30 protein-coding genes are annotated in these 24,836 nt (G+C 65.9%); 22 read left to right on the forward strand and 8 right to left on the reverse strand.

All coding sequences use genetic code 11. From position 1 onward, the window contains the following. From ABB30_RS00005 to ABB30_RS00045, 10 genes are all read left to right on the forward strand, one after another. The coding region (locus ABB30_RS00005; RefSeq protein ID WP_211263423.1) for an abortive infection family protein at positions 1-911 on the forward strand (911 nt) is incomplete at its 5' end. A gap of 50 nt (positions 912-961) precedes the next feature. Beyond that, positions 962-1,438 carry a hypothetical protein gene (locus ABB30_RS15975; protein ID WP_152980457.1) on the forward strand — a complete coding sequence of 159 codons (477 nt, stop codon included), beginning with the start codon at positions 962-964 and terminating at the stop codon, positions 1,436-1,438. Between the two features lie 57 nt (positions 1,439-1,495). Beyond that, entirely contained in the window at positions 1,496-1,804 is a 309-nt protein-coding gene (locus ABB30_RS00010) for a hypothetical protein (RefSeq protein ID WP_057636192.1), read from the forward strand. 141 nt (positions 1,805-1,945) lie between these two features. Beyond that, positions 1,946-2,626 carry a hypothetical protein gene (locus ABB30_RS00015; RefSeq protein WP_152980458.1) on the forward strand — a complete coding sequence of 227 codons (681 nt, stop codon included), beginning with the start codon at positions 1,946-1,948 and terminating at the stop codon, positions 2,624-2,626. 188 nt (positions 2,627-2,814) lie between these two features. Beyond that, positions 2,815-3,114, forward strand: a complete 300-nt coding sequence (locus ABB30_RS00020; RefSeq protein ID WP_057636194.1) for a hypothetical protein — start codon at positions 2,815-2,817, stop codon at positions 3,112-3,114. An 81-nt stretch (positions 3,115-3,195) separates the two neighbouring features. After that, positions 3,196-3,513 carry a hypothetical protein gene (locus ABB30_RS00025; protein ID WP_245626373.1) on the forward strand — a complete coding sequence of 106 codons (318 nt, stop codon included), beginning with the start codon at positions 3,196-3,198 and terminating at the stop codon, positions 3,511-3,513. Between the two features lie 110 nt (positions 3,514-3,623). Further along, on the forward strand, positions 3,624-5,369 hold the full coding sequence (gene ggt, locus ABB30_RS00030) for a gamma-glutamyltransferase (RefSeq protein WP_057636195.1): 1,746 nt from the start codon (positions 3,624-3,626) through the stop codon (positions 5,367-5,369). Between the two features lie 11 nt (positions 5,370-5,380). Further along, entirely contained in the window at positions 5,381-5,875 is a 495-nt protein-coding gene (locus ABB30_RS00035) for a hypothetical protein (protein ID WP_057636196.1), read from the forward strand. Positions 5,876-5,901: 26 nt separating this feature from the next. Beyond that, positions 5,902-6,330 (forward strand): GFA family protein, encoded by a 429-nt coding sequence (locus ABB30_RS00040; protein WP_057636197.1) that lies wholly within the window; start codon positions 5,902-5,904, stop codon positions 6,328-6,330. A gap of 74 nt (positions 6,331-6,404) precedes the next feature. Beyond that, a complete protein-coding gene (locus ABB30_RS00045) occupies positions 6,405-6,974 on the forward strand; it encodes an HdeD family acid-resistance protein (protein WP_083489576.1) in 570 nt (189 codons plus the stop codon). Positions 6,975-7,024: 50 nt separating this feature from the next. On the opposite strand, the gene ABB30_RS00050 is transcribed toward ABB30_RS00045, so the two are convergent. From ABB30_RS00050 to ABB30_RS00060, 3 genes are read right to left on the reverse strand one after another with little or no spacing between them, the layout of a single operon-like run. After that, on the reverse strand, positions 7,025-7,438 hold the full coding sequence (locus ABB30_RS00050) for a DUF6691 family protein (RefSeq protein ID WP_057636199.1): 414 nt from the start codon (positions 7,436-7,438) through the stop codon (positions 7,025-7,027). After that, positions 7,438-7,863: a YeeE/YedE family protein gene (locus tag ABB30_RS00055; protein ID WP_057636200.1), complete on the reverse strand. Its 426-nt coding sequence runs from the start codon at positions 7,861-7,863 to the stop codon at positions 7,438-7,440. The genes ABB30_RS00050 and ABB30_RS00055 overlap by 1 nt, the downstream gene beginning before the upstream one ends. Continuing rightward, entirely contained in the window at positions 7,860-8,753 is an 894-nt protein-coding gene (locus tag ABB30_RS00060; protein ID WP_057636201.1) for an MBL fold metallo-hydrolase, read from the reverse strand. Before ABB30_RS00060 ends, ABB30_RS00055 begins: the two co-directional genes overlap by 4 nt. Positions 8,754-8,853: 100 nt before the next feature. Here ABB30_RS00060 and ABB30_RS00065 point away from each other — a divergent pair, with 100 nt between their 5' ends. From ABB30_RS00065 to ABB30_RS00090, 6 genes are all read left to right on the forward strand, one after another. Next, a complete protein-coding gene (locus tag ABB30_RS00065) occupies positions 8,854-9,618 on the forward strand; it encodes a sulfite exporter TauE/SafE family protein (RefSeq protein WP_057636202.1) in 765 nt (254 codons plus the stop codon). Positions 9,619-9,694: 76 nt separating this feature from the next. Next, positions 9,695-10,276, forward strand: a complete 582-nt coding sequence (locus tag ABB30_RS00070; RefSeq protein ID WP_057636219.1) for a YdeI/OmpD-associated family protein — start codon at positions 9,695-9,697, stop codon at positions 10,274-10,276. 44 nt (positions 10,277-10,320) lie between these two features. Continuing rightward, positions 10,321-10,698 carry a DUF1761 domain-containing protein gene (locus tag ABB30_RS00075; protein WP_057636203.1) on the forward strand — a complete coding sequence of 126 codons (378 nt, stop codon included), beginning with the start codon at positions 10,321-10,323 and terminating at the stop codon, positions 10,696-10,698. A 15-nt stretch (positions 10,699-10,713) separates the two neighbouring features. Beyond that, positions 10,714-11,268, forward strand: a complete 555-nt coding sequence (locus tag ABB30_RS00080) for a metal-dependent hydrolase (RefSeq protein WP_057636204.1) — start codon at positions 10,714-10,716, stop codon at positions 11,266-11,268. Between the two features lie 32 nt (positions 11,269-11,300). Further along, positions 11,301-11,972: a hypothetical protein gene (locus tag ABB30_RS00085; protein WP_057636205.1), complete on the forward strand. Its 672-nt coding sequence runs from the start codon at positions 11,301-11,303 to the stop codon at positions 11,970-11,972. A 60-nt stretch (positions 11,973-12,032) separates the two neighbouring features. Further along, positions 12,033-12,263 carry a hypothetical protein gene (locus ABB30_RS00090; protein WP_057636206.1) on the forward strand — a complete coding sequence of 77 codons (231 nt, stop codon included), beginning with the start codon at positions 12,033-12,035 and terminating at the stop codon, positions 12,261-12,263. Positions 12,264-12,313: 50 nt separating this feature from the next. Here the strand turns inward: ABB30_RS00090 and ABB30_RS00095 are convergent, their stop codons facing one another. The 4 genes from ABB30_RS00095 to ABB30_RS00110 are packed head-to-tail and all read right to left on the reverse strand — an operon-like array spanning position 12,314 to position 15,849. Further along, complete coding sequence (locus ABB30_RS00095) at positions 12,314-13,735, reverse strand: aldehyde dehydrogenase family protein (RefSeq protein WP_057636207.1); 1,422 nt, start codon at positions 13,733-13,735, stop codon at positions 12,314-12,316. Next, complete coding sequence (locus ABB30_RS00100) at positions 13,728-14,768, reverse strand: nitrilase-related carbon-nitrogen hydrolase (protein WP_057636208.1); 1,041 nt, start codon at positions 14,766-14,768, stop codon at positions 13,728-13,730. The genes ABB30_RS00095 and ABB30_RS00100 overlap by 8 nt, the downstream gene beginning before the upstream one ends. Continuing rightward, positions 14,765-15,055: a DUF1330 domain-containing protein gene (locus ABB30_RS00105; RefSeq protein WP_057636209.1), complete on the reverse strand. Its 291-nt coding sequence runs from the start codon at positions 15,053-15,055 to the stop codon at positions 14,765-14,767. The genes ABB30_RS00100 and ABB30_RS00105 overlap by 4 nt, the downstream gene beginning before the upstream one ends. Next, entirely contained in the window at positions 15,055-15,849 is a 795-nt protein-coding gene (locus ABB30_RS00110) for an enoyl-CoA hydratase/isomerase family protein (protein ID WP_057636210.1), read from the reverse strand. Before ABB30_RS00110 ends, ABB30_RS00105 begins: the two co-directional genes overlap by 1 nt. 57 nt (positions 15,850-15,906) lie before the next feature. On the opposite strand from ABB30_RS00110, the gene ABB30_RS00115 reads away from it, so the two are divergent. Both ABB30_RS00115 and ABB30_RS00120 read left to right on the forward strand, forming a co-directional pair. Continuing rightward, complete coding sequence (locus tag ABB30_RS00115; protein ID WP_161808795.1) at positions 15,907-16,698, forward strand: GntR family transcriptional regulator; 792 nt, start codon at positions 15,907-15,909, stop codon at positions 16,696-16,698. Between the two features lie 95 nt (positions 16,699-16,793). Then, positions 16,794-17,732, forward strand: coding sequence for a VOC family protein (locus tag ABB30_RS00120; RefSeq protein WP_057636212.1), 939 nt, complete (start codon positions 16,794-16,796; stop codon positions 17,730-17,732). Positions 17,733-17,790: 58 nt separating this feature from the next. Here the strand turns inward: ABB30_RS00120 and ABB30_RS00125 are convergent, their stop codons facing one another. Further along, positions 17,791-19,374 (reverse strand): alpha/beta fold hydrolase, encoded by a 1,584-nt coding sequence (locus tag ABB30_RS00125; RefSeq protein WP_057636213.1) that lies wholly within the window; start codon positions 19,372-19,374, stop codon positions 17,791-17,793. 142 nt (positions 19,375-19,516) lie between these two features. Here ABB30_RS00125 and ABB30_RS00130 point away from each other — a divergent pair, with 142 nt between their 5' ends. The 4 genes from ABB30_RS00130 (at position 19,517) to ABB30_RS00145 (ending at position 24,184) form a co-directional block, all read left to right on the forward strand. Next, positions 19,517-20,182 (forward strand): hypothetical protein, encoded by a 666-nt coding sequence (locus tag ABB30_RS00130; RefSeq protein ID WP_057636214.1) that lies wholly within the window; start codon positions 19,517-19,519, stop codon positions 20,180-20,182. Positions 20,183-20,193: 11 nt separating this feature from the next. After that, positions 20,194-20,982 carry an SDR family NAD(P)-dependent oxidoreductase gene (locus ABB30_RS00135; protein ID WP_152980459.1) on the forward strand — a complete coding sequence of 263 codons (789 nt, stop codon included), beginning with the start codon at positions 20,194-20,196 and terminating at the stop codon, positions 20,980-20,982. A gap of 355 nt (positions 20,983-21,337) precedes the next feature. After that, complete coding sequence (locus ABB30_RS00140) at positions 21,338-23,452, forward strand: TonB-dependent receptor (protein WP_083489579.1); 2,115 nt, start codon at positions 21,338-21,340, stop codon at positions 23,450-23,452. A 69-nt stretch (positions 23,453-23,521) separates the two neighbouring features. Further along, a complete protein-coding gene (locus ABB30_RS00145; protein ID WP_057636217.1) occupies positions 23,522-24,184 on the forward strand; it encodes a hypothetical protein in 663 nt (220 codons plus the stop codon). Positions 24,185-24,836 lie beyond the last annotated feature (652 nt).

Consider the following 24,836-nt stretch of genomic DNA (forward strand, 5'->3'; position numbering starts at 1 on the left):
CGGGGAGTCCATTCGATCACTCAAGCCGAACCCGCTTCGCGGGTCGGCTTAACTCAGGTGTTAGGCGTCATCCGAATATGCCCGCAGACTTGATAAGCAAGAAGACTCGACTCGAACTCCGCGAGTACTTCGTTGGAACATCGCTGCGCGAGATCAAATCCGAGTTTGATGCGGCAGACATAGAAGCGGATCTCAACTACGAGCCCGCTGTTGGCGGTCAACGACGAACATTGATCGAGCAGTACTACCACACGATTGACTGGGCCAAGTGGTCAGATATTCGGAAGTTTGTAACGGTCTACGAGAGCGTGCTGAACACGGTTGAAGACTCGGAGCAGCAAGGCCAGGAGTGGGCCGCCAAGACGTTTCGCTCACTCAAGAAATGGATCGAACGAGATGGCTTCGCCTTTCAAGGCGGGCGCCTCACCGTTAGCGCGACAAATCACGGGTTGGAGCAGATCACAGATGCTGTCCGGGAACTTGATCTGCCAGAACTGCACCGACAAATCCGACGAATGCAGGCAGCTGTCGAGAGTGATCCGGCCTTAGCAATCGGCACAGCAAAGGAGCTGGTAGAGTCAACGTGCAAGACAATTCTTGAGGCTCGCCAACTTCACTACGTAGAAGATGCAGACATAGGGCAATTGGTCAAAGAGACCAGGAAGGCGTTGGGACTTATTCCAGAATCAGTACCGAACGCGGCAAAGGGCTCGGAGTCTATCCGTCGCCTTCTTAGCAACCTTGGCAATGTTGCCCAAGGCCTTGGAGAGCTGCGGAACCTTTACGGTACCGGACATGGTAAAGGTGGCGGCGTTCGCGGGCTTGGTCCGAGACATGCGAGGCTGGCGGTGGGCGCCGCAGCGACGCTGGCCACCTTTCTGCTAGAGACGCACTTGGAGCGCAGCATATGAAGCCTAACCACTCCATCCAAGCCGATGCCTTCGGTGCGGTTTGATTCAAGGTGTTAGAAGCGATCGTGGCAAGAAGAAAGGAACTCAAAACCATAGCCGCGGGACTGCTCGGCTCCTTCATTAGCCGCAACAACGATGTTGCTGGCTATTGGGGTGTCGGCCAACTCAGCCTGCTAGCTCATCAAAACTCGACTCATACCGTTCACATAGATCTTCTTGCCAACACTATTTCCCCGCCAAGCACTCTATTTTCCAAGCTGATATCAGGCTATTTTCATATTCTGCATCGGCATATTTCGGCTCGCGACATTCCCTTGTCGTGGCTGAGCTCGGCAGTCATTGAGCTCAACTTAGGCCCTGAGCTTCCCTCCAAGCATGTACCCATCACCACATGGGGCTCGCTATTCAAGGTCACCGTGGCCATAGCAGATGATAAAGGTGTAAGACATGCAGTCAGCGGGTTCGGATACTGTGCGGCACACAACCCCAAGAAAGAGAGCAGAAGTACTGGTACAGAGCGCTTCTAAAAATTCATTCAAGGTAGACGACCTACGTCCGCCCCTTAATTCCAACGTTACTTGGCGATGAGAGATATCCACCAACAATTGATCAACGGCATTGCCTCCGGCCTCCGGAAAGCTGAAGAATCCGGTGATATCATCATCTGCTCCGCTACCTCTGATCGCGCCGTAAGTCTTATCTCCAATGAGGTAAGAGAGGTTTTCACGAGCGACGTGTTTTCGCCTGAGGAACTTTTGGCACTCAGCGGGCTAATCTTTCATGCCGTTGCGGACAAGAGATTTTACGACTGGGAGATGCCGACATTGATTGGATACACCGCCGATGACCTGGCCGAGCTAGGTGAACGTATCCGACAACTGTCTACCCTCTAGGCGATAAAACGACACATGGCACTCTCCCCAAAGCGCATCTTCCTGTGCTTTGTCGGCATTGTTCTTTTTACCCAACGGGGTTACCCAACGGGGTCAGGTTGGCTTACCAGCGGATACAGGCACGGCATCCGCTGATAGCTGATGCCGAACGTCCGCGCCAACCTGCGGCACCACGTAGCGCTGGCAGAACCCATGCTGCCGCATCCTTGCCTGGTAATGGAGAATCGGGTGATGTTGATCCCAAGCTGGCACAGACAACCCGCGCCGCCATCGGCTGGGCCGCGTAGCTGGTGCCTGCAATACCGCTTGGCGCTGGCTGCCGGAATCGCTGCAGGCGTGGTGCTGCTGACGGCAACTGTGCTGGCCTTGATCGTGCTGGATCTGCAGCGCGATGCCGCACCGCTACCGGCATGGGTGGACGCGCTGCGTGCCCTGGGGCGGGGTGACTGGTACGCCCGCCGCTCCGGCCTCGGCCTGGTCGCGTCGGTGTATTACACCGTGGTGCCGCTGCTGTTTCCGCTGAGCCTTTTCATCACCTGGGCGCTGTCGACATACACCGTTGATGGACACCTGAAGGAGTGGATCGAGCGCCGCCGCGACATGCGCGGGCTGATTGCATGCTGGATAGTGATGATCAGCTTTCCGTTGATCGGCGGGCTGTTCCTGCATGTGTTCAATGGCAGCAACGCGCGCCGCCTGCACATCGCCAATGACCCTGCAGCACTGCTGTTGCAGGGCTGGATCCCTTTCGCCGCGCTCGGTGCATTCGCCGCAATGGGACCCATCTCGCTGCAGATAGTGTGGGCACGAATGCGACGCTGAGGCGTTCTGATGCAGTACTTCGGTGCCGAGAGGGCGGGCATTGGGACCTCGATATGGCCTGCCGCAGCCAGCCGGGCATCGCCGGCCATCCTTGCCAGCGGGCACAGGCACCGCAATACACAACACCCGATGGCTGATGCCACATACCCGCGCTACTCTGCGGCATCACGTTGTTTTTGGAACTTTGCATGCTTCGCGTCTTTGCCTGGTGCGTGTTCGCCCTTTCCCTGCTGGTGGCTGGCGTCTCGTTTGCGTCCTTTACTCCGGCCATCAGCCTGGTGGTGCCGATGGCGGCGATTGCCGCATTGCTGGCCTGGCGCGGCGTGCGGCTGCCGGCCGCCCTCGCCGGGGTTTGCTGCCTGCTGGCGTTGTGGGCCAGCCCGTTGCCGGTCTTCCGCCCCGGCCCGCACTGGCCGTTCACCCTATGCGCGTTGGCCGGCCTGCTGTTGCTGGCCATTGCCCTGCTGCGCCCGCGCCAAGGCGCGTGATTCGGCCATGGCCTGCCGTTGCAGAAGCCGCTGTTGCCGCCCTGATGCCGTACAGCCATCCACCACGACGCAGGTAACCGCATGCCATTGCCGGCAAACGCACCCAAACGCCTCTGCACGCTGGCCCTGCTGCTGATGCCCACGGCACCGGCCTGGGCCACCACCCAATGCCCGGCCGAGTTCGGCCCCAAGCACCCCAGCGTGAACATGCTGGGCTGGTGCGTGGTGGCGGCAGGTATCGCCCTCGGTGTCGCGCTGTTGGCCTTCACCATTGCCCGCTCACGCCGCCTGCGCCGGCCTGCACGCGCGGCGGTGATCGCACTGGGAATGCTCAGCATGCTGCTGGTGTGGGTGATGGGCTTTGCACTGGCGTTCTCGCTGTTCTTCTTCGCCTGTTGATGCCTGGGCCATACAGCGCCGGCGGGCGCATGGCGTGACCTTCCGCACCTGCCGCTGACAGGCATCGGGCCGCTATGCTCGCAGGCACACTTGTCCTGGGGTTTACCGCGATGCGCCGTCCTGCCTCCTCCCGCCGCCTGCGCCCGTTGCTGCTGGCCGGCGCCCTGCTGTGCAGCGTGCTGCCGGCCATCGCCGCCGACCGCATCAGCGGGCACAGCTTTGCCACCCGCTCGGAGGTGATTGCGCCGCAGGCGATGGCTGCCACCTCGCACCCGCTGGCCACGCAGATTGCGCTGGATGTGCTCAAGGCCGGCGGCAGTGCGGTGGATGCGGCCATTGCCGCCAATGCCGCACTGGGCCTGATGGAGCCCACCGGCAATGGCATCGGTGGTGACCTGTTTGCCATTGTCTGGGACCCGAAGACGCAGAAGCTGCATGGCTACAACGGCTCGGGACGCTCGCCGCGCTCGCTGACCCTGGCCGAATTCCGCCGCCGTGGCCTGAGCGAGATTCCCGCCCATGGTCCGTTGCCGGTTTCAGTGCCCGGTGCGGTGGATGGCTGGTTTGCCCTGCACGAACGTTTCGGCAAGCTGCCGATGGCCGACAACCTGGCCCCGACCATTGCCTATGCCCGCAACGGCCACCCGGTACACGAGGTGATTGCCCACTACTGGGAACGCTCGGTGCCGCGCCTGTCGCCGTTCCCCGGCTTTGTCGAGCAGTTCACCATCGACGGCCGCGCCCCGCGCAAGGGCGAGATGTGGCGCAACCCCCACCTGGCCAACACCCTGCAGGCCATTGCCGATGGCGGCCGTGATGCCTTCTACAAGGGCGATATCGCCCGCACCATCGACACCTACTTCAAGCAGCACGACGGCTTTTTGAGCTATGCCGACATGGCCAGCCACAGCGGCGAATGGGTCGAACCGGTAAGCACCAATTACCGCGGCGTGGATGTGTGGGAGCTGCCGCCCAACAGCCAGGGCATTGCCGCCCTGCAGATCCTCAACATTCTGGAAGGCTACGACTTTTCCAAGATCCCCTTCGGCTCCACCGAGCATGTGCACCTGTTTGCCGAGGCCAAGAAGATCGCCTTCGCCGACCGTGCCCGCTTCTATGCCGACCCGGCCTTCTCGCCGGCACCGGTGGCGCAGCTGATCTCCAAGGGCTATGCGCAGGCCCGCCGTGGCGAGATCGACCCGCAGCGCGCGTCGCGCACGGTGCAGCCGGCCACCCCGGCCCAGCTGGAGGAAGGTGACACCATCTACCTGACCACCGCCGATGCCGACGGCATGATGGTCTCGCTGATCCAGTCCAACTACCGCGGCATGGGCAGCGGCATGGCCCCGGATGGCCTGGGCTTCATCCTGCAGGACCGTGGCGAGATGTTCGTGCTGCCGGCCAATGGCAGCAACCGCGACCATCCCAATGCCTATGCCCCGGGCAAGCGCCCGTTCCAGACCATCATCCCGGCCTTCATCAGCAAGGACGGCAAGCCGTGGGTGAGCTTCGGCGTGATGGGCGGGGCGATGCAGCCGCAGGGCCATGCGCAGATCGTGATGAACCTGGTGGACTTCGGCATGAACCTGCAGGAAGCCGGCGATGCGCCGCGCATCCAGCATGAGGGCTCGACCGAACCGACCGGTGCGGCCACGGTGATGACCGATGGCGGCGAGATCAACCTGGAAACCGGCTTCCCCTACGCCACCGTGCGCGGGCTGATGCAGATGGGCCACAAGGTGACCTTTGCCGACGGCCCCTACGGCGGCTACCAGGCGATCATGCGCGACCACGAGCAGGGCGTATACATCGGTGCCTCGGAAAGCCGCAAGGACGGCCAGGCCGCCGGTTACTGAGCCCGCTGCTGATGCCGGCCGATACCTCAGCCTGGCTGTGGCTGCTTCCGGTGCTGGTGCTGCTGTCCTTGCTGGCGCGGGTGATGATCCTGCGCCAGCAGGCCGGACACTGGAAGATTGCCGCCTTTGATGGCTGCCGTGACCTGATCGGCGGCAGCCTGCTGTATGGCCTGACCGCCCCACCGCTGGGTCTGTGCGCGGTGCTGCTGGGGTCAATGCTGATCGGGTGGGAATTCCACCCCGCTGCCCTGCTGCTGGGCGCCTTGCTCTCGTATGTCGGCGGCCTGCTGCCTGCGCTGGCCTGTGGCGCCCTGGCCGGGATAGCCCGGCCCTGGTTGCCGCGCTGGCCCGGCACGCTGGCCTGTGTGCTGCTGGGCGCCGCCCTTGGCGCGGCGTGGTTTGTCGGCATCGGCTGGTCCGGCAGCCTGCGCAGCAGCCTGGTGCCGGCACTGAGCGGTGCCATCGGGGCGCTGGCGGCAGCGCTGTTCCACCTGCGCCACAATTGAGCAACACACCCTGCAACGGAGTTGGCATGCAACCAGACACCGGCATCACCAGCGTCAACGGCGTGGCCGTCCAGCGCCACCACCGCGCCAGCTGCCACTGCGGTGCGGTGCAGCTGGAGCTGCACCTGCCTGAGGGCATCGTCGACCCGCGCCGCTGTGACTGTTCCTACTGCCGCCGCCGCGGCACCGTGGTGGCCTCGGTGCTGCTGGACGACATCGTCATCCTTGCCGGGGCCGACGCCCTGCAGCTGTACCAGTTCAACACTGGCACCGCCCAGCACTGGTTCTGCCGCCACTGCGGCATCCACACCCACCACCAGCGCCGCTCCAACCCGCTGCAGTACGGGGTCAATGTCGGCTGCCTGGAAGGCATCAACCCGTTTGCGCTGGGCCCGGTGCCGACCCGCGACGGGGTCAACCACCCGGCCGACCGCAGCGGCCAGACGCCGGGCTGAGACTCCGGCCCCGAGCACATGCCTTGTACCGGCGATGCTCCAGCCTGTGCGCTTCCCACTCCGGAAGCGCCCCCATGCCCCAACCAATGAACACGGTTTTCAGCGCACAGATGGCCCGCAACTGGTGGCAGGTGCTGCTGCGCGGGGTGATCTCCATCGCCGCCGGCCTGCTGGTGTTCGCGTATCCGGCGCAGGCAATCAAGGTGGTGGTACTGCTGTTTGCGCTGTATGTGCTGACCGACAGCCTGCTCGGCCTGCTCAGCGCGCGCCAGCGCCCGGCCGCCAGTGGCGCCCTGCTCGGGCTGTGGTTCCTGCTCGGCGTGTTCGTGGCCATCCACACCTTCTACCGGCCCGATACCACCACCCGGGTGCTGTTGCTGCTGGTCGCGGCCTGGGCGGTCTATACCGGGGTGATGCAACTGCTCACCGCCCTTCGCCTGCGCCGGGTGCTGGCCGGCGAGTGGACCATGCTGGCCGCCGGCAGTGCCTCGATCGTGCTCGGCCTGGTGATGCTGTTCAGCCCGGCCAGCGCCATCACCACGGTGCGCTGGTTGATTGCCGGCTACGCCGTGCTGCTCGGTGTGCTGCTGCTGATCCTTTCATTGCAGCTGCGCCAGCTGCGGCGCCTGCCCATTGCGCCCTGAGCCAGGCCGGCAGTACCGGCCTCTCCTGTTGCCTGTGCCCCTGCGCGGGTTCAACGCGCGAGCAGGCGCCGGGTCAGCCAGCCGCTGAGCAGCATCACCGGCACGAACACCAGGGCGGTTTCGATCAGCGCACCGAACGAGACCAGGGCCGGGCCCGGGCAGTAGCCGGCCAGGCCCCAGCCAATGCCGAACAGGCCGGCACCGATGAGCAGGCGGGCATCGATGTCCTTGCGCGTGGGCAGCTGGAAATCGCTGGCCAGCAATGGCGACGGCCGGCGCAGCACGAAGCGGAAGGCAATCAGCGTGGTACCGACCGCGCCACCGAGCACAAACATCAGGGCCGGGTTGAAATCACCGAACAGGTCCAGAAAGCCGATGACCACGTTCGGGTCGGTCATCCCGGAAATGGCCAGGCCCAGGCCGAACAGCACACCGGACAACAGGGCAGCAAATACACGCGCCATCACAGCACCCCCAGCACATGACGGGCCACAAACACGGTGGCAATGGCGGTGGCCATGAAGGTCAGCACCGCGGCCAGCGAACGCCCGGACAGACGCCCCAGCCCACATACGCCGTGGCCGGAGGTACAGCCATTGCCCAGCGCGGTGCCCACCCCGACCAACAGGCCGGCGAGCACCAGCAGCGGGGTGGAGGCCGGCGATACCGGTGCCGCGCCCTGCCAGGCCAGCACGGCCACACCGGCGCCGACCAGGCCCAGTACAAAGGCCGCACGCCAGGCCCACTCACTGCCGCGGGCCCGCTCGAACAGGCCGAAGGCAATGCCGCTGATGCCGGCAATGCGCCCATTGAGCAGCAGCAACACCACCGCCGACAGGCCGATCAACACGCCGCCGGCCAGGGCCTGCAGCCACGGATGCAGGTTCATTGCGCACCTCCCAGGGCATTGAGCGGCAGGCGCAGGTACACCGTACCGTTGTCATCGGCAGCCGGCAGCCGGCCGCCACGGATGTTCACCTGCAATGCCGGCAGCAGCAGACGGGGCACCGGCAGCTGGGCATCACGGGCCTGGCGCAGGGCAATGTAGTCGGCACGCGAACGCTGGCCGCCGACATGCACGTTGTGCCCGGCCTGCTCGGCCACCGCGGTCAGCGGGTCTTCGGCGCGGCCCTCGGGCGGGTAGTCATGGCACAGGAACAGCCGGGTGTCGGCCGGCAGGCCAAGCAGGCGCTGGATCGAATCAAACAACTGGCCGGCATCAGCGCCGGGGAAATCGGCGCGGGCGCTGCCGGTGTCCGGCGCAAACAGGGTGTCCCCGATGAAGGCCGCATCGCCGATCACATAGGTCAGGCTGTCACCGGTATGGCCCGGGGTAGCCACCACCCGCGCCGGCAGACTGCCAACCATGAAGGTGTCGCCATCGTTGAACAGACGGTCGAACTGGCTGCCATCGGCAATGAAGCCATCGTCCAGGCCGAACAGCTGCTTGAAGCGCTGCTGCACGGCGACGATGCCGGCCCCGATCGCCACCGGTGCGGCGTAGTGGTCCTTCAGGTAACCGGCATCACTGAGATGGTCGGCATGGGCGTGGGTCTCCAGGATCCACTGCACCTGCAGGCGGTGCGCGCTGATGAAGTCGATCAACGCCTGCGCCGGGGCATGGCCGGTGCGGCCGGAGGCCAGGTCAAAATCCATCACCGGGTCGATGATCGCCGCCTGCCCGCCCTCGGCGTCGTACACCACATGGCTGAAGGTATTGGTCGGGGCATGGAAAAAGCTTTCCACCCGGGCGGCGGACTGCACAGCTGGGGTTGTCATGGCAAACCTCGTTCGTCCATCAATTAAGCTTTCACTAAATTTAGCTCATCAATAATGATGACGCCAGCGCAGGCCTTGCGTGTCATTCACCTTGCCGACAATGACCTCACTGCTGTGGATTGTCCTGGGCGCGGCAAGCATCGGCCTGAGCCTGGGCCTGCTGGGCTCGGGCGGCTCGATCCTGACCGTGCCGATTCTCACCTACCTGCTGGGCATGCCGGAAAAGACCGCGGTGGCCAGCTCGCTGGCGATCGTCGGCGGGATCAGCCTGATCGGCGCCCTGCCTGCGCTGCGTCAGGGCCGGATCGACGGCCATGCCCTGCTCGCCTTCGCCCCGCCCAGCATGCTGGGCACCCTGGCCGGTGCCTGGCTGGCCCAGTACCTGCCCGACGGGGCGCAACTGCTGATCTTTGCCCCGGTGATGCTGCTGGCTGCCTGGCGCATGGCCCGTGGCAATGCCGGCAACGGCAACGGCGCGCGCAAGAGCGCATGGGCCATTGCCCTGGCCGGGACCGGGGTCGGGGTGCTCACCGGCCTGGTCGGGATCGGCGGCGGCTTTTTGATCGTGCCGGCGCTGGTCGTGCTGCTGGGCCTGCCGATGCCGCGTGCGGTAGCCACCAGCCTGGTGCTGATCGTGCTCAACAGCGCGGTGGGCCTTGGCAAATATTTACTCGCCGGCGGGGCAGGCCTGCAGCTGGATGCAGGTGTGATCGGGCTGTTCATCGCCATCGGCGGCAGCGCCTCGATGCTGGCCGGCCGGATCGCCGGGCGCATTCCGCAGCGGCGGCTGCGCCAGCTGTTTGCCGGCGTACTGGTGCTACTGGCCGTGTCGATCCTGCTCCAACGCCTGCCCGTCCAAGGCTGAGCAAGCGCAGCCGGCAACCCTCTTGCCAAGCACACCTGCCAGGCCCAGGATCGCGCCATTGCCGGTGGAGATTGCCATGGCCAGTACCGATGCCCGGATTGATGCCTACATCGCCAATGCGGCCGCGTTTGCACAGCCCGTGCTGCGGCAGATCCGCACCTGGGTGCATGCCGGCTGCCCCGAGGTGGAAGAGGCCATCAAATGGGGCATGCCCAGTTTTCTGTACCGCGGCAAGCTGATGTGCGGCATGGCCGCGTTCAAGCAGCACGCCAGCCTCGGCTTCTGGGGCCATGGCGATGCCGCCGGCAACGAGGGCATGGGCCAGTACGGCAAGCTCACCGGGCTGGAACAGCTGCCCGATGCGGCCAGCTTCCAGGCCGCCCTGCAGGCGGCGATGGCGCGCATCGATGCCGGTGGCAAACGCTCTGCCGGCAAACCTCGTGCGGCCCTGCACATGCCTGATGACCTGCACCAGGCCCTGGCCGCCGATGCCCGCGCCCAGGCCGGCTTCCAGGCATTGGCCGCGTCCTACCAGCGCGAATACATCCAGTGGATCACCGAAGCCAAGCGCGAGGCCACCCGCCGCCAGCGCATCACCCAGGCCCTGCAATGGCTGGCCGAGGGCAAGAAGCGCAACTGGAAATACGACAACTGCTGAGCCACCGCCCCATTCCCCCTCCCTGTTGACCCGGACCGCCCGCCATGCACCTGCCCGCCGTTGTTGCCGCCGCCATTTCCAGCTTTGTCCTCGGTGGCCTGTGGTATTCCCCGCTGCTGTTCGGCAAGGCCTGGAACCGGGCCAATGGCGGGGTGCCGCCACCGGGCCATCCGGCCCGGGTGTTCGGCATCAGCCTGATCTTCTGCCTACTGGCGGCGGCCGGCTTTGCCTGGCTGCTCGGCCCGGCCCCGGCCCTGCAGCCGGCGCTGACCACCGCAGCGGTGGTCGCGGCCATCGTCGCCGGCTGCTTCGGGGTGAACTACCAGTTCTCCCAGCGCCGGCCGCTGCTGTGGCTGATCGACGCCGGCTACCACCTGGTGCAGCTGCTGCTGTTCGCCCTGATCCTCGGCCTCTGGCACTGAGACCACTGCCCGCGCATGCCCTTCACTCCCTTTCACCTCGGCCCCGGCCTGGCCTGCAAGGCCATCGGCGGCCGCCATTTCAGCTTCCTGGTGTTCGGCGGCACCCAGGTGCTGATGGATATCGAACCGTTGCTCGGCCTGCTCGGGCTGATCGACAGCGTGCATGGCCTCAGCCACACCCTGCCCGGGGCGCTGCTGATCGGCTTGCTGGCCACCTTGAGCGGCAAACCCATCAGCAACGCCGTGCTGGGCTGGCTGCGCTGGCGCGGGCCGGCGGTCAGCTGGGCCAGTGCGGCCAGCGCGGCCTGGCTCGGCAGCTTCAGCCATATCGGCCTGGATGCCCTGATGCACGCCGACATCCAGCCACTGTGGCCGTTGAGCACGGCCAATCCATGGCTGCACGCGTTGTCCTGGCAGGCCCTGCATGGCGCTTGCCTGCTGTTGGGCCTGCTGGCCGGCGCGCTCGTGCTCTGGCAGCAGCGGCGGCACTGGCGCCAGCCCTGGGCCAGCGCCACGCACTCACCTGCTGCCGACAAGGCCGTCACACCAAAATGTGATGGCCATCGCTAAACCTTGGCCGCTGCCCTGCAAGGAGCCCGGCCATGAAGCGCCCTCCCCTGTTGCCCCTGATCGCCGGCCTGGCCTTGCTGCTGGGCAGCGGCCCACTGCTGGCTGCCGGCGACCCGCGCCAGGACTGGCTGCAGGCCACCGTGCAGGGCAGTGCCCCGGTACGCGAGCAGCTGGCCATGCTCAGCCAGCCCGGCCAGCCACTGGCCATTCGTGTCTATCGCGGCGATGACCTGCGCGCCCTCACCGGCCAGCCCCTGCTGGCCCGCCTGCAGGGCCAGGAGCTGGCCCTGAGCGAAGGCCTGCTGGAACAGCTGCGCCAGCTCGAACAGGAAGACCAGGCCACCTCGGCTCGCTGGACCCTGCTTTACGTGCTGGCCTATCTGGCCGCCCGCCATCCGGAGCTGCAGCCGGACGATGCCGCACCCAACCAGCTGCGTGCCCTGGCCATGCTCAGCGCCTTCAACCAGGTGCTGGCAACGGCGTGGGAAGAAGCCGGGCGGCCCATGCAGCCGGCGGCGCGCGAACGCCTGCTGCGCCAGGTGCTGCAACAAGTCAGTTATGCACGCCAGCTGCAGCCGGCCCTGGCCCTGCCTGCGGCGCAGGGCCTGCGCCGCGATGCCGATGGCTTCGTGCTGGACCTGCCCAACGCCCGCCTGCTGGCCAGCACCCTGCACAACCGTACCGGCCACCGCGAACTGGAATGAGCCACCCCTGCGCGAGGCAAACGGCTACCGTGGTGGCGATCCCGTCACCCCGCCGTTGCCATGCGCCTGCTGACCAGCCTGCTGAGCTTCATCGTCTGCTGCCTGCCACTGCTGGCGCTGTGGATGCTGCCGGTGCTGGTGGTGTTCGGCCCGCACGGCTACGAGATCGCCGGCTGGCAACTGCTGGGGCTGCAGTTGCTGGCCCTGCTGCTGGCCTTGTTGCCCGCCCTGCTCGCCGCCCGTGCGGTGTGGCGCTGGCAGGGCCGTCGCCAACGCCAGGCAGGCCAATGAAAAACGCCGCGCCCTCAAGGGCGCGGCGTTGTCGACAACAGCAGGGGTGATCAGGCCGCCGGCGGGAACCACCACGGCGAGGCCGTGCCGTTGTTGATCAGCAGGGCGCGGGCGCGCACAAAGCGGCGGATCGACGCCGTGCCCATGCGCGAGCCGCCCATGCCGGACAGCTTGAAGCTCTGCTTCTCGGCCGTCTGCACCATGCCGGTCAGGCAGGCATCGTTGATCGAGATGCCGCCGGCGTGCAGCTGGCGGGCAATGCGCTCGGCGCGCTGCGCATCACCACAGAACACCGCCGCAGACAGGCCGAACTCGGTGGCATTGGCCCGCGCCACCGCCTCGGCCTCATCCTTGACCACGATCACCGGCAGCACGCTGGCAAAACTCTCATCGCGCACCACCGCCATCGAATCATCCACATCCACCAGCACCGTCGGCGGGCACCACACGCCGCCACGCTCGACCAACTCGCCGCCGGTCAGCGCGCGCGCGCCGCGTGCCTTGGCATCGGCCAGCTGGCCGCGCACCAGTTCCACCTGCGAGGCGGCAATCACCGGGCCGATCTGGCCCTGCGCCGGGTCCTCGCAGTTCAGGGTCAGCGCGCTGACCTCGCGCACCAGGGCCGCGGTGAAGGCCTCGGCCACCGGGGCCTCGACGTAGACGCGTTCGATGGACATGCAGCTCTGCCCGCCATTGACGAAGCTGCCCCAGGCCAGGGCGCGGGCGGCGTTGTCGATGTTGGCATCGGACAGCACCAGCGCCGGGTCCTTGCCGCCCAGCTCCAGCGAGGCCGGAATGAAGCGACGGGCACAGGCCTCGCCGACCTTGCGCCCGGTGGCCACCGAGCCGGTGAAGCAGATCTGGTCGGACGCCTCGATCACCGCCTGGCCGGTGGCACCGGCGCCGGTGACCAGCTTGAAAACCTCGCCCAGCCCGGCCTCGGCCAGGGCCTCGCGCAGCAGGGGCACAAAGCGCGAGGTGACCTCGCTGGGCTTGGCCAGGATGCTGCAGCCGGCGGCCAGCGCCGGCACCGCATCGATCAGGGTCAGCATCAGCGGGAAGTTCCACGGGCTGATGATGCCCACCACCGGGTAGGCCACCCAGGTCTGCTGGCTGGAAATGAAGCCAATGGCCTCGGCCTGGGCCGGCTTTTCGGCCAGCACGGCCGGGGCCTGCGCGGCCCAGCGACGGATCGCGGCGATGGTGCCATCCACCTCGATGGCCGACTCGTGCCAGCGGCCTGTGTCATCCAGCAGCACCTGCATGAAGGCCTCGCGGCGGCTGGCCAGGGCGTCGGCCAGGGCCGACAGGCAGGCGCAGCGCTGCTCGATGGACTGCTGCTCCCAGCCCTGCTGGGCCTGGCGCAACTGCTGGCCCAGCGCGGCGACTTCGGCAGCCGGGGTAATCGGCAGGTCGCCGTCATGGGCACCGGTGCGCGGGTTGCGCAGCGGCAGTGAGCTTGCCTCAGTCATGGAGCACTCCAAGCGATTTCAGGGCGGCAATCGATGCCTGCTGGCGCGCAGCGAAATCGGCACGTTGCGGAATCTTGTGGCTGCCGTTTTCCAGCAGCTGGTTGGCCGGCAACGCCGACGGCGCAATACCGGCGGCCACTGCGGCATTGGGCAGGCGCGAGAGGAAATTGCCCATGCCCGGGCGCTGGCGGCGACGGCGCAGGCCGGCAATGTCCAGCTCGGCACTGGCCGCCATCGACTCACCGGTACCCGCGCAGGCCAGCACGCGACCCTGGTCATCGACGATCTTGCTCATGCCATCGGCACTGCCCAGCGGCATGTCCACCCCGCTGATGCCGGCGGTGTTGGCCGAGACCACATAGGCGATGTTCTCGATCGCACGCGCGCGCTTGGCGATGTCCTTGGGGGTCAGCTCCGGGCTGCCCACTTCGGAGGTGCAGTGCAGCAGCACCTCGGCACCGCGCAGGCCATGGGCCCGGGCGATTTCCGGATACAGGATTTCTTCCGAAGCAATGCAGGCCAGGTTGCCGATGGCAGTACGCGCCACCGGGAACACGCCATCGATGCCGTAGATGTCCAGGTACTTGTCCCAGACATCGTGCGGGCTGGGCGCGTACAGCGAGATCAGGCGGCGGTAGCGCAGGATCTGGTTGCCGGCATCATCAAGCACCACCTGCGACTGGAAATACAGGTCCGGGAAATGCGGGTCACGCTCGTAGGCGTTGGAGACCAGATACACGCCATGGTCCTGGGCGATGCGGCCGAGCTGTTCGTATTCGGCCCCGTCCATGGCAAAGCTGCCCTTGGCCGCCCAGCCCGGAATGGTGTCGCCCAGCGGGTAGCTGGTGGCGAAGTATTCGGGCAGCACCACCAGTTTCAGGTCGGCGCCGATGAAGGCCTTGGAGGCGCGGATCTGGCGGCCGACGCGCTCGATGTTGGCGGCGATCAGTTTCTGCGCGTCATCGACGCTGCTGCAGCCGTTGACCGCATGGCAGGTGGTCTGCAGGGCCAGCGCGCGGTAAGCCAGGCTCATGCCTCACCCTCCACCAGACGCACCTCGAACTGCCCGGTGCCCTCGCGCAGTGCCTTGCAGGCGGTGTATTCGGGGCTGTGCCAGTACGCCAGCGCGGCGTCGCGGTCGGCAAAACGGGCCACCACCACGCGCATGCCGTCGTCTGGCCCTTCCAGCAGTTCCTGCTGCCCGCCACGCACCACATAGCTGCCGCCGAAGCGGGCCAGCAGCGGCGCCGACTGCTCGGCATACGGGGCAAAGCGCACCGGGTCGGTCACCTTGGCCTTGATCACCAGATAGGCAGACATCAGGCATTTCCTCCAGCAAATTGCGGTGCGCGCTTGGCCAGGAAGGCGGCCGCGCCTTCGGCAAAGTCAGCGCCATGGAAGGCATCGTTGAAGGCGGCATCCGCAGCAGCGGCATCCACCGCCGCATCACCGCCCAGATGGGCCAGCACGGTCTTGATCGCACTGCGCGCCGCACCGGAGGTGGCGCCCAGGTTGTCCAGCAGCGCGGCCTGGGCCACGGCCAGGGCATCGGCGTCCTCGCACAGCTGGCTGATCAAGCCCCAGCTGGCCGCGGTGGGCGCATCGACCAGGCAGCCGGTGAGCAGCATCTGCCGCGCCCGCGCCATGCCGACAGCATGCACAAGGCGGGCGCTGTCATCGGCGCTGTAAACTAGGCCGAGCTTGGCCGGGGTGATTGCAAACCGGCTGCGCGCCGTTGCCAGCCGCAGATCGCAGGCCAGCGCCAGGCCCAGGCCGCCGCCGACGCAGGCACCATCGATGACCGCGATGGTGGTCTGTTTGATGCGCTGCAGCTTGAGCTGGGTACGCTGTACCAGTGCATTGTTGTCGGCAAAGGCCTGTGGCGTTGCCAGCAGCTGACCGAGTTCATCGATGTCGGCGCCAGCACAAAATGCGCCAGGTACCCCTGACAGCACGATGATGTGGGCGTCCGATGCGGCCGCCTCGTCCAGCGCCGCCTCGATTGCCGCCCAGTGTTCGGACGCCAGCGCATTGCGCTTGTCCGGACGCTGGATCGCAATCTGGATGATGTTTCGGTCGCGGTGGGTGGAAATCACATGCGGGAGGGTGGTCATGGCCTATCCTATTTGTCATATCGTTATAGCATTAAGCCAATGGAGGGTGAAGCCGCGATGTCCCAGCAAGATGCCTTGACCAGCCTGCTCAGCGCCAACGCCCACAAGCTGTTGCGCAATGACCTGCCGACCCCGCTGTACCACCAGATGTTCTCGCTGCTGCGCGACCGCATCCTGTCCGGGGAGATCCCGCGCGGGATGCGCATCCCCACCGAATTCGACCTGGCCGACAGCTTCGGGGTCTCGCGCATCACCGCCAAGCGGGCGTTGGACGAGCTGGCCGCCGAAGGCCTGGTCGAGCGCCGCCGCGGCAAGGGCACCCACGTCATCCACCGTTCGCGGCCCAAGCCGATGCACAGCCCGCTGACCGGGCTGATCGAAACCCTGGAAGTGATGGCCGAGCACACCCGGGTGAAGATGCTGCAGTTCCGCCGCAGCGTTCCGCCCGAGCCGATCCGTGCCCTGTTCGACACCGGCCCGCGTGACCAGCTGGTCCAGGCCATCCGCCTGCGCCTGCGCAACGACACCCCGCTGGGCTACTACGTCAGCTGGACCCGCACCGACAACGACGAGATCTTCAACGAGGCGCGCCTGGCCAACACCGCCCGCCTGACCCTGTTCAAGGAAATGGGCATCGCCCTGAAGCAGGTCGAGCAGGTGCTCAGCGCGGTCAATGCCGACGCCGTGGCCGCCCTGCACCTGAAGGTCGAGCCGGGCACCGCCCTGCTGTCGCTGGAGCGCCGCTCCTACGATGCCGAAGGACAGCTGGTTGACCTGCTGCACATCCAGTACCGACCGGACCAGTTCACCTACCAGATGACCCTGGACATGGAAAACGACGCCGGGTAATACCTGCGTCGTACGCCCACAACGGACATGGCGCAGGATCGGGTGCACCCCACGCACCCCACGCACCCTGCCACCTTCTCACCGGAGTCCGTTGCATGCTGTCGGAAGTGAAACTGGTCACCCTGGGGGTCAGCGACCTGGATCGCGCCCTGTCCTTCTACCGCGAAGCGCTGGGCTACCAGCTGCACGAACGCGGCGAGATCTCCCCGCAACTGGCCAGCCTGTGGCGCTTCGACCCGGCCCTGCACGGGCGCTGGGCGGTGATTGGCGCCGATGGCAGCGGCCTGGGGCGAATCCGTCTGCTCGCCTTCGACACCCCGGGCCAGCGCCTGTGGAATGCCGACAACCTGTACAACGGCAGCGGCTATTACGCGCTGAACTTCCGCTGCCGCGATGCCCTGGCCACGATGCAGGCGGTGACCGCCGCCGGTGGCAGCAGCGCCCACGAACCCAGCTACTGGGAAGTGAGCGAGCAGGTGGCGGTGCGGGATTCGATCAACGATGACCCCGATGGCATCCGCCTGGACGTGTTTTCCTACGAGCGCGGCGGCGAGCTGCGCGGCGCTCTGGAGACCGAGGTCAGCGTGGTGCAGACCATCGCCATTGCCACCCGCAACATCGCCCGTTCGGTCGCCTTCTACCAGGCCCTGGGATTTGAAACCCTGTTTGACCGGGTGCTGGATTTTCCCGAGCTGCAGGAACTGCTGGGCACCGACCGCCCGGTGCGCATCCACAACGTCAACCTGATCAAGGACGGCCACATCGTGCCGGGCCGGGTGGAGATGTTCGCCTACCTGGACATGGAGCACCTGGCCGAAGCCCCGCTGCGCGATGCCGCAGTGCCACCAAACATCGGCATCCTGTCGGCCTCGCTGCACAGCGCCGCGCTGGAAAGCGAACTGGCCGCGGTCCTGGCCCTGGGCGGGCAGTTGATCGCCCGTGAGCGGCTGGAGCTGCCCGGCGTGGGCCTGTGTGATGTGGCCAGCGTGTTCGGCCCGGATGGCGAGCAGCTGGAGCTGTACCAGCCGCTGTAAGCCGGCTTGCCGCCTGTCCGCTGCGGTTCTCTCCCCGCAGCGGACAGACACGCCGGCATCAGGCCATCAGCGCCTGCTGCAGCAGCTGCATGCGCCCGGCGTAGTCCTGCTCGGGTTCGAACACCACAAAGACCGGTACCGGCATCGCCGCAAACACCGCAGCCAGGTCCGGCAGGGCCGCCCCTGCAAACAACACCGGCAACTGCGCGCCCAGGCGCAACAACTCGACCACGTTCGCATGCACCACGGCAGTCTCCGGGCCGGCCACCAGGCGTCGTGCGGCCACGCCCGGCGGCAACCACGGCCACAGCAGGTGGCGCTCGCGTTCCCACTGCCAGGCCTCGGCCATATGGCCGCCGGCACGGTGGATGGCCGGGTCCGGCAGCTGGGCCAGCAAGGTGGCGCATTCCTGCGCCGTAAGCAGCCAGGGCTGGTGCAGCACCACCGCGCTGGCCGGCGCCGGCAAGGCATTCAGCAGGGCTGGCAGATAACTGCAGGCGCCCTGATGGGCATGGATTTCCAGTGCCTGCCCATCCAGCAGCGTCGTACATACCGCGAGCAGGGCTGCCTGCATGGTGGCCGCATCCGGTGCGGCACTGATCTCGCTGGACGCGCCGTGTCCGGGCAACTCGACCAGCACCTGGGTGCGGGTGTCGGCAGCGACCTGGGCCGGCTGCAGCGGGGTCTGCCCCGGCGCATGCACATGCAGCACCGCGCCATCACGGCCCGGGCACAGCCACAGTCCGACCTCGCCCACCGGGGTGGCCAGCATCTGCCGTTGCCAGCCATCTTGCACGCGCGCGCCCAGCGCGATCGCAGTGTCTGGCAGTGCGGCACTGGCCTGGGCCAGGATCGTGTCCATGCGCCGGTGCAGGCCGTCCACGTCGTCGTGCTCGATCACACACTGCACGTTGTCCGGCAAGGCCGGCAGGCGCTGGTGATGCGGCAGCAGCACATCGCTGGTGCGATAGACCAGCCAGGCCGGGCAGGCCAGTTCGGCCACGCGCTGGCGCTGGGTATAGGCAAAGGCGGCGCCATAACCGATGCGGTAGTTGTCGCCCACATCCAGGATGTCCATCGCCGCGGCATGGGTACCGGCCGCGTCATACGGCGGCAGGGCGATCGCACAATCGGCCGAAGGGTCGCACCAGGGGAAGAAATACAGCTGCTCGCGCATGCGTGACCACAGCCAACGCAGGTGGCCACCGTCCCAGCTCGGCGTAAACGGCGGCAGGTAGTTGCCGGTGTAACGCGCACGCTCGGCATCGTTGAACAGGGCATAGCCATCAATCACCAACGCGGTGAGCCGCTGCGGCGCAATCCAGCCCAGGTGCATGCCGATCAGGCCGCCGGTATGCATGCCGAACAGGGCAAAGCGCTCGATGCCCAGGGCATCGGCCAGCTCCAGCGTGGCGCGGGCAAAACCGTCGATGTCCTGCTCGCCCGGCAGCGGGTCGGAATGACCGAACCCCGGCGTGTCCGGTGCGATCACGGTGTAATGCGCGGCAAAGCGCTGGATCATCGACAGCCACATGCGCGAGTTCTGCGGCGACTGGTGCAGCAGGATCAACACCGGCCCACTGCCGGCATAACGGTAGTGCACATGACGCTTGCCGATACGTACGAACTGCCGCTGGATCATGCCTGCTCCTGCCCGTGCGGGCATCGATGGAAGGTATCAGTCAGCTTTTGACCATTGGCATACCAATATGCCAATAACGCAGGTGCCGCCAGCCCGGCATATGACCTGACTGCCGGCGTGCATCCCACACAAGGAGAGCCTCGTGGAACACCACATCTATCTGGTTTATGCGCATCTGCTGTTGTTTGCCTACTGGCTGGCCCCGGACTGGGGCGTGTATGTGACCTCCTCCTATGTGGCCCGCGCCGACCTGCCGCTGGCCGAGCGCCAGCGCTTCTTGCAGGCCGCCCTGCGCATCGACCTGGTGCCACGCTCCTGCCTGATTCTGCTGCTGCCGCTGGGCCTGCAACTGGCCAGCAACATGCAGCTGATCGCCGTACCAGCCGCGGCCATGCCGTGGATCTGGTTGGCCGGCATTGCCTGGCTGCTGCTGTCCTGGGCGGTCTACCGCCACCAGGCCGATGCGCTGGGACAACGCCTGAAGCGCATCGATCACGGCATCCGCATCGCGCTGGCGAGCGTACTGATTGGCTGCGGCAGCTGGGCCCTGCTCAGCGGCCAGGGCGTGTATGTGGCCTGGCTGGCCGCCAAGCTGATCGGCTTCGGTGTGCTGCTGCTGTTGGGCCTGGTACTGCGCCGGATCATGGGCGGCTGGGCCGAGGGTTTTGCCCGCCTGCAACGCGAAGGCTCCACCCCGGCTACCGAAGCCCTGTTCCGCAACAGCCTGGCGCGGGCCCGGCCGATTGTCTGGGTCTTCTGGCTCACCAGTGCCGCAATGGCCTTTACCGGTCTGGTCAAACCCTTTTGAAGGAGCGTTCCATGCAACAGGCAAACCCCGGCTGCATCACCCTGCCGGCAGGACAGCATCTGCTGGTGGTTGGTGGCTGTGGCGGCATCGGCCATGCCATCGTGCAGGCCGCCCATGCCCAGCAACTGCACATCAGCGTGATCGACCTGCCGCAGTCGCTCAAGCGTCGCGCCCTGCCCGCCGGCATCCATACCGTGGCCGCCGATATCCGTGATCCGGCCGCGGTTCGCGAAGCATTCCAGGCCCTGGCACAGCACCGCCCCGGCATTGATGGCATGGTCAACGTGGCCGGCTATACCGGCCCGCTGCAGGATCTGGAAGGTATCGATGCGGCCGCCTTCGAGGACATCCTGCAAGCCAACCTGCGTGGCGTGCTCGATTGCTGCCAGCAGGCCATGCCCCTGCTGCGACAGGGCTGCAACCCGGCCATCGTCAATGTCTCCACCGGCATCGCCAGCATCGGTGCGGCCGGTTACGGGGCCTACGCCATCGCCAAGGCCGGGCTCAATGCGTTGACCCGCGTCCTGGCTGCCGAGGCCGCCCCGCTGGTGCGGGTCAATGCGGTGGCACCGGGCGGAGTGGACACCGCTTTCCTGCGTGGCGGCTATGGGCAAGGTGGCAGCGAGGACGGCAAACCACTGCGCCTGGATGTGGATGCGTATGCCGCTCGCGTACCGCTGGGCAGGATCGGCGTGGCCGATGACATTGCCGCGCCGGTGCTGTTCCTGCTCAGCGATGCGGCGGCCTATATCAGCGGCCAGGTGCTGCACGTCAACGGCGGCGCGCTGATGCGCGATTGAGAAATGCGTCACAGCAGATGGCGGGCCCGCTGCAATCGCCCCGTGGATCACATTTACCCGCAGGTACTAATGACATATCGATGTCACCTTTAAGTCATGGATGCACCAGTGCGGTGCATTTTCAACGCCCCATTGCGGGGCGTTTTGTTTTTTATCTTTCCAAAACAGCTAGTTGCACGAAAATTCGACTGCTGCACAGCAGCGAAAAATAAAGTCAATAGACCGATTGCCCCATCGCCCTGCGGCCTTAATACTCGATTCACATATTGATATAGCAATAAATCGAACAAGTCCCCCCACAGCTCTACCCGCAACAAGCGTTCTTCATCCTCCACCGATTTTGCAGAGGCGAGTCATGAAAGAAGTTCTGTACCGGAGTGCATTGGCCGTCGCGATCGTGACTGCCCTCGGCAGTGGCAACGCGCAGGCCCAGAGCCAGCCCAGCGAGGAACAGGCGGTCCAACTGGACCAGGTCAGCGTGACCGCCCAGCGCCGTGAGGAGCAGATCCAGAAAACCCCGCTGAGCCTGAGCGTGATTGCCGGCCCGGAACTGGAGCGCATGCAGGTTGCCCGCGTGGACGATGTGAAGTTCACCACGCCCAACATCATCATCGAACAGAACACCGGCACCAGCTCGGGCGCCAAGATCATCATGCGCGGCGTCGGCGCCGACGAATCAATGTTCACCAACGACCCGGCGGTGGCGCTGTACATCGACGATGTCTACATCGCCCGCCAGAACGGTGCGATGTTCGACCTCTACGATGTGGAACGCATCGAGGTGTTGCGTGGTCCGCAGGGCACCCTGTACGGGCGCAATGCCACCGGCGGTGCGATCCGCTACATCTCCAAGAAGCCGACCGGCGAGGACAAGCTGGCCGCCGACCTGAGCGTGGGCAACCTGGGCCGTCTGGATGGCCGGGTGATGTTTGCCACCCGCGTCGGTGAGACCCTGGATGTCTCGGCCGCCGTGCTCAGCCGCAACCGCGACGGCATCCTGCATGACCAGGTCGGCAACCGTGACGTCAACGACCAGGACGTGCTGGCCGGGCGCCTGTCGCTGGCCAGCACCTGGGGTGAGGCGTCCTATGCCACCCTGAGCATCGACCGCCTGCGCGAGCGTTCCACCCCGGCCTGGGGCACCCCGGTGGGCATGGTCGATGACACCGTGTTCCCCAAGCTGGGCAGCTTCTACCAGACCCGCACCGATGCCACCGGCCTGAGCGATATGGACCAGTTCGGCATCGCCCTGACCAGCGAAACCGACTTCGGCGCCTTCAGCTGGCGCAACATCCTGCATTACCGCACGATGGACCACCACTTCTATATGGACGTGGATGGCACCGATGAGATGCGTTACCACCTGGAGCAGGACCAGTCGCAGAAGCAGAAGGGCTACGAGGCCCAGTTCACTTCGCAGCATGATGGCCCGTTCAACTGGGTGGCCGGCGTGTTCGCCTTCCAGGAAAACAACGACCAGCCGACCCGCTCGGACATCTTCACCCGTGGCGGTACCTACTACGTGCAGCAGGACACCACCGCCTGGGCCGTGTACGCACAGGGCAGCTATGACTTCAGCGACAAGCTGACCCTGACCCTTGGTGGCCGCTACAGCTCGGAGAGCAAGGACTTCGATGTCCGCGCCGTGCGTGCCAATGGCGATTTGAACTTCACCAAGTCGATGGACAAGACCTGGACCCGGCCGGACTGGAAGGTGTTGCTGGACTATGACTTCAGCGACAACGTGATGGGCTATGCCAGCGTCACCACCGGCTTCAAGAGCGGCGGCTACAACGGCCGCGGCACCACCTTCGCCACCATCACCCCGGTGGATGCCGAAACCCTGACCGCCTACGAAGTCGGCCTGAAGACCACGCTGCTGGACAACCGCGTGCGCCTGAATGCCAATTACTACCGCCTGGATTACGACGGCATCCAGCTGACCGCGGTCAACCCGGAAGGCGTGTTCGTGATGACCAACGCCACCGGCGCCCTGATCCAGGGCATCGAAGTGGACCTGCAGGCCCAGGTGACCCGCAAGCTGAAGGTCAACGCCAGCTTCGGCACCATCGATGGCGAGTACAAGAACTACAGCGACGCCAATGCCGCCTACTTCAACGGCCGCTCGATGAAGAGCTCGCCGGACCTGCAGTGGAACATCGGTGCCAGCTATGTGCAGCCGCTGGCCAGTGCCGACCTGGTGCTCAGCGCCCAGGCCCGCTACACCGACGAGTACTACCAGAACCAGGACACCTCGCGCCTGATCATGACCCGCGCCAATACCGAGTACAACGCACGCATTTCCTACGAACCGCGTGATGCGAACTGGTCGATGGCCCTGTGGGGCAAGAACCTGGGCAACGAGTTCGCCTCCACCGGTGGCTTTGACATCGCCGGCCTCGGCATCGGGGTGATCTACCCGAACGTGCCGCGCACCTACGGTGTCGAGTTCAAGTACCGCTTCTGGTAACCCTTCCACGCTTGCACGCACCACATCCGTCGCCCCCTAGCGGGGGCGGCGCTGTTACAGGAAACCACCATGGATTACGCGTTGCTGTTGTTGCTGCATCTTCTGATCGCCGGCTACTGGCTCGGCGGTGACCTGGGCGTGTTCTACATCGCCGGCAAGATCGCCGACCCCCAACAGCCGCTGCCGGTGCGCCTGTTCTCGGCCCGCTCGATGATGCTGCTGGACATGATCCCGCGCAGCTGCCTGATCCTGGCCTTCGGCAGCGGCTTCACCCTGGCCACGCAGATGGGCCTGCTGCCGCTGGACGGCTGGCTGTGGCTGGTCTGGGTGATCACTGCGCTGTGGATGGGCCTGGCCTGGTTTGCCTTCCTCAAGGAGCACTCGCCGCTGGGCCACACCATCGCCCGCATCGATTTCGGCCTGCGTCTGCTGGTCCTGGCCACCTGTGTGGCCGCCGGCATCGACGCCTTCAGTGATGGCGGCCTGATCCCGCAGGTGCGTTGGCTGGCAGTCAAGCTGCTGCTGTTTGCCGGCATCATCTCCATGGGCCTGCTGGTGCGTGTGCAGCTCAAGCCGTTCGGCCCGCTGTTCGGCAAGGTGGTCAGCAACACCGCCAGCGATGCCGACCAACTGGCCCTGAAGCAGCTGGTGGACCGGGTCAAGATTCCGGTGCTGCTGATCTGGACCTTCATCATCGTGATTGCCGCCTTCGGCAAGCTCAAGCTGATCTGATCTCCACTGATCTGATCTACCCAGCTTCATCCATTACAGATTCCATGCTCTCTTCAAGGCCCGCTCTGCGGGCCTTTTTTTGCCTGTGCAGCACCCCCCGCAGCAGCGGCGCCCGCCGCGACCGGATGGCATCAAGGCAACGCCATCGCGCCCTGGTGCGCTCCAACACCGCGGCAGGCACAAGACACTGCGGCACAGCCCAGTGCACCCCGTAGGAGCCGCGCCCGCCGCGACCGGATGGCATCAACACAACGCGATCGCGCCCGGGTGTGCTCCAACACAACCGCAGGTACAAGGCGCGGCTGCACAACGCAGCCCCCGTAGGAGCGGCGCTCGCCGCGACCGGCTCGCATCAATACAACGCCATCGCGCCCGGGTGCGCTCCAACACAGCGGCAGGTACAAGGCGCGGCTGCAAGGCCCTGCCCCCCGTAGGAGCGGCGCCCGCCGCGACCGGATGGCATCAACACAAGGCCATCGCGCCCGGGGGCGCTCCAACACAGCGGCAGGTACAAGGCGCGGCTGCAAGGCCCTGCCCCCGTAGGAGCGGCGCCCGCCGCGACCGGATGGCATCAAGGCAACGCCATCGCGCCCGGGGGCGCCCCAACCCCTGACACTTATACAACATCTGACGCTACCGCAGAAATGCAAGG

The sequence above is a fragment of the Stenotrophomonas ginsengisoli genome, from assembly GCF_001431485.1.
Classification (GTDB): domain Bacteria; phylum Pseudomonadota; class Gammaproteobacteria; order Xanthomonadales; family Xanthomonadaceae; genus Stenotrophomonas; species Stenotrophomonas ginsengisoli.

What these genes read in the sequence shown, in the direction of transcription:
- ABB30_RS00010 (WP_057636192.1), top strand. Translation starts at nt 1,496, where the DNA reads ATGAGAGATATCCACCAACAATTGATCAACGGCATTGCCTCCGGCCTC.
- ABB30_RS00015 (WP_152980458.1), top strand. Translation starts at nt 1,946, where the DNA reads ATGCCGAACGTCCGCGCCAACCTGCGGCACCACGTAGCGCTGGCAGAA.
- ABB30_RS00020 (WP_057636194.1), top strand. Translation starts at nt 2,815, where the DNA reads ATGCTTCGCGTCTTTGCCTGGTGCGTGTTCGCCCTTTCCCTGCTGGTG.
- ABB30_RS00025 (WP_245626373.1), top strand. Translation starts at nt 3,196, where the DNA reads ATGCCATTGCCGGCAAACGCACCCAAACGCCTCTGCACGCTGGCCCTG.
- ggt (WP_057636195.1), top strand. Translation starts at nt 3,624, where the DNA reads ATGCGCCGTCCTGCCTCCTCCCGCCGCCTGCGCCCGTTGCTGCTGGCC.
- ABB30_RS00035 (WP_057636196.1), top strand. Translation starts at nt 5,381, where the DNA reads ATGCCGGCCGATACCTCAGCCTGGCTGTGGCTGCTTCCGGTGCTGGTG.
- ABB30_RS00040 (WP_057636197.1), top strand. Translation starts at nt 5,902, where the DNA reads ATGCAACCAGACACCGGCATCACCAGCGTCAACGGCGTGGCCGTCCAG.
- ABB30_RS00045 (WP_083489576.1), top strand. Translation starts at nt 6,405, where the DNA reads ATGCCCCAACCAATGAACACGGTTTTCAGCGCACAGATGGCCCGCAAC.
- ABB30_RS00050 (WP_057636199.1), bottom strand. Translation starts at nt 7,438, where the DNA reads ATGGCGCGTGTATTTGCTGCCCTGTTGTCCGGTGTGCTGTTCGGCCTG.
- ABB30_RS00055 (WP_057636200.1), bottom strand. Translation starts at nt 7,863, where the DNA reads ATGAACCTGCATCCGTGGCTGCAGGCCCTGGCCGGCGGCGTGTTGATC.
- ABB30_RS00060 (WP_057636201.1), bottom strand. Translation starts at nt 8,753, where the DNA reads ATGACAACCCCAGCTGTGCAGTCCGCCGCCCGGGTGGAAAGCTTTTTC.
- ABB30_RS00065 (WP_057636202.1), top strand. Translation starts at nt 8,854, where the DNA reads ATGACCTCACTGCTGTGGATTGTCCTGGGCGCGGCAAGCATCGGCCTG.
- ABB30_RS00070 (WP_057636219.1), top strand. Translation starts at nt 9,695, where the DNA reads ATGGCCAGTACCGATGCCCGGATTGATGCCTACATCGCCAATGCGGCC.
- ABB30_RS00075 (WP_057636203.1), top strand. Translation starts at nt 10,321, where the DNA reads ATGCACCTGCCCGCCGTTGTTGCCGCCGCCATTTCCAGCTTTGTCCTC.
- ABB30_RS00080 (WP_057636204.1), top strand. Translation starts at nt 10,714, where the DNA reads ATGCCCTTCACTCCCTTTCACCTCGGCCCCGGCCTGGCCTGCAAGGCC.
- ABB30_RS00085 (WP_057636205.1), top strand. Translation starts at nt 11,301, where the DNA reads ATGAAGCGCCCTCCCCTGTTGCCCCTGATCGCCGGCCTGGCCTTGCTG.
- ABB30_RS00090 (WP_057636206.1), top strand. Translation starts at nt 12,033, where the DNA reads ATGCGCCTGCTGACCAGCCTGCTGAGCTTCATCGTCTGCTGCCTGCCA.
- ABB30_RS00095 (WP_057636207.1), bottom strand. Translation starts at nt 13,735, where the DNA reads ATGACTGAGGCAAGCTCACTGCCGCTGCGCAACCCGCGCACCGGTGCC.
- ABB30_RS00100 (WP_057636208.1), bottom strand. Translation starts at nt 14,768, where the DNA reads ATGAGCCTGGCTTACCGCGCGCTGGCCCTGCAGACCACCTGCCATGCG.
- ABB30_RS00105 (WP_057636209.1), bottom strand. Translation starts at nt 15,055, where the DNA reads ATGTCTGCCTATCTGGTGATCAAGGCCAAGGTGACCGACCCGGTGCGC.
- ABB30_RS00110 (WP_057636210.1), bottom strand. Translation starts at nt 15,849, where the DNA reads ATGACCACCCTCCCGCATGTGATTTCCACCCACCGCGACCGAAACATC.
- ABB30_RS00115 (WP_161808795.1), top strand. Translation starts at nt 15,907, where the DNA reads ATGTCCCAGCAAGATGCCTTGACCAGCCTGCTCAGCGCCAACGCCCAC.
- ABB30_RS00120 (WP_057636212.1), top strand. Translation starts at nt 16,794, where the DNA reads ATGCTGTCGGAAGTGAAACTGGTCACCCTGGGGGTCAGCGACCTGGAT.
- ABB30_RS00125 (WP_057636213.1), bottom strand. Translation starts at nt 19,374, where the DNA reads ATGATCCAGCGGCAGTTCGTACGTATCGGCAAGCGTCATGTGCACTAC.
- ABB30_RS00135 (WP_152980459.1), top strand. Translation starts at nt 20,194, where the DNA reads ATGCAACAGGCAAACCCCGGCTGCATCACCCTGCCGGCAGGACAGCAT.
- ABB30_RS00140 (WP_083489579.1), top strand. Translation starts at nt 21,338, where the DNA reads ATGAAAGAAGTTCTGTACCGGAGTGCATTGGCCGTCGCGATCGTGACT.
- ABB30_RS00145 (WP_057636217.1), top strand. Translation starts at nt 23,522, where the DNA reads ATGGATTACGCGTTGCTGTTGTTGCTGCATCTTCTGATCGCCGGCTAC.